The 6,000-nt window shown below is 72.8% G+C and carries 5 protein-coding genes; 2 read left to right on the top strand and 3 right to left on the bottom strand.

The genetic code is table 11. From position 1 onward, the window contains the following. Positions 1-49 precede the first annotated feature (49 nt). On the bottom strand, positions 50-853 hold the full coding sequence (locus tag ACFW2G_RS16205; protein WP_370466463.1) for an inositol monophosphatase family protein: 804 nt from the start codon (positions 851-853) through the stop codon (positions 50-52). Between the two features lie 11 nt (positions 854-864). Next, positions 865-2,019, bottom strand: a complete 1,155-nt coding sequence (locus ACFW2G_RS16200; RefSeq protein WP_384581565.1) for a ferrochelatase — start codon at positions 2,017-2,019, stop codon at positions 865-867. A 170-nt stretch (positions 2,020-2,189) separates the two neighbouring features. Here ACFW2G_RS16200 and ACFW2G_RS16195 point away from each other — a divergent pair, with 170 nt between their 5' ends. Both ACFW2G_RS16195 and ACFW2G_RS16190 read left to right on the top strand, forming a co-directional pair. After that, positions 2,190-3,446 (top strand): MFS transporter, encoded by a 1,257-nt coding sequence (locus ACFW2G_RS16195; RefSeq protein ID WP_037929647.1) that lies wholly within the window; start codon positions 2,190-2,192, stop codon positions 3,444-3,446. After that, positions 3,397-4,725: a D-arabinono-1,4-lactone oxidase gene (locus ACFW2G_RS16190; RefSeq protein WP_384581563.1), complete on the top strand. Its 1,329-nt coding sequence runs from the start codon at positions 3,397-3,399 to the stop codon at positions 4,723-4,725. Before ACFW2G_RS16195 ends, ACFW2G_RS16190 begins: the two co-directional genes overlap by 50 nt. A 6-nt stretch (positions 4,726-4,731) precedes the next feature. Here ACFW2G_RS16190 and ACFW2G_RS16185 read toward each other — a convergent pair whose 3' ends face one another. Further along, positions 4,732-5,517: a hypothetical protein gene (locus tag ACFW2G_RS16185; RefSeq protein WP_384581561.1), complete on the bottom strand. Its 786-nt coding sequence runs from the start codon at positions 5,515-5,517 to the stop codon at positions 4,732-4,734. Positions 5,518-6,000 lie beyond the last annotated feature (483 nt).

The raw sequence follows: 6,000 nt of genomic DNA, 5'->3' as shown, positions 1-6,000 counted from the left end.
GCCGCCCCCTTCGGGCGGCCGGGGTCCAGCTGCAGGTGCGGTACGGGGCTCAGTCGTGCCAGGCCCCGGCCTCCTCCAGCAGCGGCTGGAGCGAGGCGAAGACGGCCGGGGTGGCGGCGAGCACCAGCTCGCCCGAGGCCGGCTCCCCCGGTCGGCCGCCGGTCACGGCGCCGGCCTCCCGGGCGATCAGGTCGCCGGCGGCCAGGTCCCAGGGGTTCAGCCCGCGCTCGTAGTAGCCGTCGAGCCGCCCTGCGGCCACGTCGCACAGGTCCAGGGCCGCCGAGCCGCCCCGCCGGATGTCCCGCACCAGCGGGATGATCCGCTGTGCCACGCCGGCCTGGTGCGCCCGCCGGGCCTGGACGTAGGCGAAGCCGGTCCCGACCAGCGCCTGGTCCAGCGGGGCCGCCGGACGGCAGGAGAGGCGGGCCGTGCCCAGCCAGGCGCCGCCGCCGAGCACGGCGTGGTAGACCTCCCCGCGCATCGGCGCCGCCACGACGCCCACCACGGTCTCGCCCCCGTACTCGGCAGCGATGGACACGCCCCAGCTCGGGAGCCCGTAGAGGTAGTTCACGGTGCCGTCCAGCGGGTCGACGACCCAGCGCACCCCGCTCGTCCCCGGGGTGTCGGCGCCTTCCTCGCCCAGCAGCCCGTCCTCGGGCCGCCGCTCGGCGAGGATGCCGGTGATCAGCTTCTCCGCGGCGATGTCCATCTCGGTCACCACGTCGATCGGGCTGGTCTTCGTGGCCGCCACCGCCAGGTCGGCCGGCCGGCCGTCGCGCAGCAGCGCTCCGGCCTGACGGGCCGCATCCATGCCGACGTCCAGCAGCTCGGCCTTCAGCTCTTCGGAGATCACGGTTCCTCTTCCTAGGCGTACGGGCTGTCCGCGCCCGCGGCGGCCGGCCGTGGGGCCCGCGCCGGGCAGCAGCCCACCGCGCACAGGTCGTGGCTCTGTCCCAGCGTGCCCACCCAGCACTCCCCGGCCGCCTCGCCCCGCTCCTTGGCGGCCCGCTCCAGCACGAGTTCGCGGACGGCCCCGGCGAAACGCGGGTCGGCGCCCACGGTCGCGGAGCGCGCGACGGGCAGGCCCAGCTCGGCGGCCTTGGCCGTGGCCTCGGTGTCCAGGTCGTACAGGACTTCCATGTGGTCGGAGACGAAGCCGATGGGGACCATGACGACGGCGGGGGCGCCCTCGGCGCGGAGGGCCTCCAGGTGGTCGCAGATGTCCGGCTCCAGCCACGGGATGTGCGGGGCACCGCTGCGGGACTGGTAGACCAGCCGCCAGGGGCGGGCGACACCGGTGCGCACCGCGACCGCGTCGGCGACGACCCGGGCGACGTCGAGGTGCTGCCGGACGTACGCGCCGCCCTCACCGCCCTCGGTGTGGTCCTCGACGGGGCCGGAGGTGTCGGCTGCGGCGGTCGGGATGGAGTGCGTGGTGAAGGCGAGGTGCGCCCCGGCGCGCACCTCCTCGGGCAGGGCGTCGAGCGAGGCCAGCACCCCGTCGATCATGGGCTCCACGAAGCCGGGGTGGTTGAAGTAGTGCCGCAGCTTGTCGACCCGCGGCGGCTCCACGCCGTCCCGCTCCAGCGCGGCCAGGGCGTCGGCCAGGTTCTCGCGGTACTGGCGGCAGCCCGAGTACGAGGCGTACGCGCTGGTGGCGAGCACGGCGATGCGTCGGCGCCCGTCGGCGGCCATCTGGCGCATCACGTCGTCCAGGTACGGGGCCCAGTTGCGGTTGCCCCAGTAGACGGGCAGGTCGAGCCCGTGTTCGGTGAAGTCCTTGTGCAGCGCGTCGAGCAGCTCGCGGTTCTGCCTGTTGATCGGGCTGACCCCGCCGAAGCCGAAGTAGTGCTGCCCGACCTCCTTGAGCCGCTCGCGCGGGATGCCGCGGCCGCGCGTGACGTTCTCCAGGAACGGCACGACGTCGTCGGGTCCTTCGGGCCCGCCGAAGGAGAGCAGCAGGAGTGCGTCGTACGGGGCGGCGGAGCCGGCGCCGGGGGTACGGAACTGGTCTGACATGCCTCGAATCCTGCCACCCGGCCCGCTCCCGGGAGAACTGCCCTGTCCGCGAGGCGGACTCCGACACAGGTAAGGTGAGCCTAAGTTCCGGTTCCCGGAAATTCTCCCGTGCAGCGCCCGGTCGACCGCCGTAATCTGTACGGGCTGATCTCGTCCCTTACGGAGGGCCCTTGCCCAGTCCCTACCGCGCGATATTCGCGGCCCCCGGCACCAAGGGATTCAGTGCCGCCGGCCTGATCGGCCGCCTGCCGATATCCATGGTCGGTGTCGGAATCCTGACCATGATCTCCGAGATCACCGGACGCTACGCGATGGCCAGCGCCCTCACCGGGACGCTCGCACTCGCCGCGGCCGTGATCGGCCCTCAGGTGTCCCGCCTGGTGGACCAGCACGGACAGCGGGCGGTCCTGCGGCCCGCCACCCTGATCTGCGTGGGCGCGGTCGCCCTCCTGCTGGTGGCCGCCGCGAACGGCTGGCCCGACTGGACCCTCTTCGTCTGCGCGGCTGTTGCCGGCTGCGTGCCCAGTGTCGGCTCGATGGTCCGGGCCCGGTGGACCACCATCTACCGCGACTCCCCGCGCGATCTGCACACCGCCTACTCCTTCGAGTCCGTCGTCGACGAGGTGTGCTTCATCTTCGGCCCGATCCTCGCCATCGGGCTGTCCACCACCTGGTTCCCCGAGGCCGGTCCACTGATCGCCGCCGTGTGCCTGCTGGTCGGCGTCTGGCTGCTCACGGCGCAGCGGTCCACCGAGCCCGCGCCGCACCCGCGCGAGGTGGACGGGAACCGCACCTCGGCCCTGCGCTCCCCCGGTCTGCAGGTCCTGGCGGCCACGTTCGTGGCGACCGGCGCAATCTTCGGTTCCATCGACGTCTCCACGCTGGCCTTCGCCGAGGAGCAGGGCCACAAGTCCGCCGCCAGCTTCATCCTGGCCATCTGGGCGGCCGGATCCTGCCTCGCGGGCATTGCCTTCGGTCTGATCCACTTCAAGGGCAGGGCCGAACCCCGCTGGGTACTGGGCATCTGTGCGATGGCCGTGAGTATGATCCCCCTCCTACTGGCCGGGAACCTTCCGTTTCTGGCCGTGGCGCTCTTCGTCTCGGGCCTCGCCATCGCTCCCACGATGATCACCACGATGGCCCTGATCGAGGCGCACGTACCACACGCGAAGCTGACCGAGGGCATGACCTGGATCAGCACCGGCCTCGCGGTCGGTATCGCGCTCGGGTCCTCCGTGACCGGCTGGGTCGTCGACGCGGCCGGCGCGCGGACCGGGTACGTCGTCTCCCTCTCGGCGGGGGCGGCCGCGGCGGCGGTTGCGTTCGCGGGATACCGCCGGCTGACGAGGCCGGCGCAAGGGGAGGAGCCAGCAACCGATGGGGACGGCGACAGCACGGAACGGCAGCACGGCGACCGCGTGGCGTAACTGGGCGGGCAACATCACCGCCACACCCGCCCGCGTGGTGACCCCGGCATCGGTCGGGGAGCTCCAGGAGGCGGTCCGCCGGGCCGCCGAGGACGGACTGCGGGTGAAGGCGGTCGGCACCGGCCACTCCTTCACCGCGGCCGCCGCGACCGACGGGATCCTCGTCCGGCCGCAGGCCCTGGCCGGGATCCGGTCGGTCGACCGCGCCGCGGGGACCGTCACGGTCGCGGCGGGCACGGCCCTCAAGGACCTGAACCGGGCCCTCGCCGCCGAGGGCCTCTCGCTCACCAACATGGGCGACATCATGGAGCAGACGGTCTCCGGCGCCACCAGCACCGGAACCCACGGCACCGGCCGCGACTCGGCCTCCATCGCCGCCCAGATCCGCGCCCTGGAACTGGTCACCGCCGACGGCCGGCTGCTGACCTGTTCCGAGAAGGAGAATCCCGAGGTCTTCGCGGCGGCCCGGGTGGGCATCGGCGCGCTCGGCATCGTCACCGCGATCACCTTCGCGGTGGAGCCGCTCTTCTTCCTGACCGCCCGTGAGGAGCCCATGGGCTTCGACCGGGTGACCGCCGAGTTCGAGGAGCACTTCGCGGAGAACGAGCACTTCGAGTTCTACTGGTTCCCGCACACCGGCAACTGCAACACCAAGCGCAACAACCGCAGCCAGGGCCCCGCCTCCCCGCCCGGACCGGTGAGTGGCTGGGTGGAGGACGAGCTGCTCTCCAACGGCCTCTTCCAGGCCGTCAACACGCTGGGCCGCGCGGTCCCGGCGACCATCCCCTCCATCGCCCGCGTGGCCAGCCGCGCCCTGTCGGCGCGCACCTACACGGACATCCCGTACAAGGTGTTCACCAGCCCGCGCCGGGTGCGGTTCGTGGAGATGGAGTACGCCCTCCCGCGCGAGGCCGTGGTCGGAGCGCTGCGGGAGCTCCGGGCGATGGTGGACCGCTCGCGGCTGCGGATCAGCTTCCCGGTGGAGGTGCGGACGGCTCCGGCAGACGACATCACACTGTCGACGGCCTCCGGCCGCGACACGGCCTACATCGCGGTGCACATGTACAGGGGCACCCCGTACCAGGCCTACTTCACCGCGGCCGAGCGCATCTTCACCGCGCACGGTGGACGCCCGCACTGGGGCAAGGTGCACACCCGGGACGCGGACCACCTCTCGCGGATCTACCCGCGCTTCGGGGAGTTCACCGCACTGCGGGACCGCCTCGACCCGGACCGGGTCTTCGGCAACGACTACCTGCGGCGGGTCCTCGGGAGCTGAGGCGGGTCAGGAGGCGCTCGGTGACGGCGGCGTGCTGCCCTCGGCGCCCGGGGTCGGCACCGGGTCCGGTGCCGACGGCGTCGGGGTGGGCGCCGGTCCGTGCGTCGGCACCGACGGGCCGGGCGCCGGCTCGCCGGAGCGCGACGGCCCGGGGTCCGCGCTCGGACTGCGGCTCCCGCCCGGACGGGAGGGGTTCGGGGAGCCGCCCGGGCCGGGGGTGTCGGCGCCGCTCCCCCGCTCGTCCTCCCCACCGGCCGGACCGCGTCGGGACGGGGCGGGGCGCTCCTCGCCGGCCTTGCGGGTTCCGCCGGAGAAGAGGGTGCCGCCGTCGCTGCTGACGGACGTGCCTGCCATCGCCTCGTAGGTGCCGAGGCCGCCGATGGCGACGGCGAAGGCCGCGCCGGAGGCCACCGCGGTGCGCTTCCATCCGCGCATCCGGGTGCCGTGCACGGTGGGCCGCCCGAACTCCTCCGCCGCCCCGGCGTCCGCCGCCCCGGGGTCCGCCGCCCCCTCCTGCCCGCGGGGCGGCGGTACCCGACGGGTCTTCGGCCGGGTGCTGCCGCGCAGCTGGTCGCCGGTACGCCGGAAGAGGTGCTGGATGACGGGTCCGCCCGCGGTGGCGACGACGCTGACCACCCCGGCGCCGAGGATGGTTCCGTAGACGCCCATCGTCGACGCGAGCAGGGCGGCCGCGACGGTGGCGAGGGAGGATCCGGCGACCTGGGCCACGCTCAGGTCGATTTTCCTTCCCGCCGGTTCGGTCCCGGCGCCACCCGTCGTCTTCTGGCCCATCGCCATCCCCTGTGTGCCCGACCTCTCGTGTCTTCTGCTCTTTCAGCAGTTACTGACAGCTGAGCGAAGGGGATAGTTCCGTTTCGGGTGATTCTGTGAAGCAGGACACCCGCGCCCGGATGACGACCGCTGGTGGGAACCGACAGCGGGCAGCCGAACACGCGCCGCCCGGGGAAAGTTCGGCGGCGCGGCGGTCTCCCCAGGTGGCCCGAATGGAGTACTGTGGCGAGCCCTGGGTCTGTCCTTCCTTTCGGTTGTCCGGATCCGGGAGAGGGGGCCGGCTGACGGAAAGCGGCACTCGAAGACCGGTGATGTCGCGACATTGCACGGGCCCTGCTGCGCACGGTAATCATGTGGTCACTGTGCGTGCCCAACAGGTAACCGTGCCATAACGGCGATCAAGGGCGCATGCCCGACACGCCGGTTTAACTCGGCAAGGTTGTGGCAGGCTGCACCCGGGCAGGCCACACTCGACTAGCGGAA

It is taken from the genome of Streptomyces sp. NPDC058880 (assembly GCF_042742535.1).
Classification (GTDB): Bacteria; Actinomycetota; Actinomycetes; order Streptomycetales; family Streptomycetaceae; genus Streptomyces.
The sequence above is the reverse complement of the archived record's forward strand: the minus strand, read 5'-3'. Positions and strand labels throughout refer to the sequence as shown.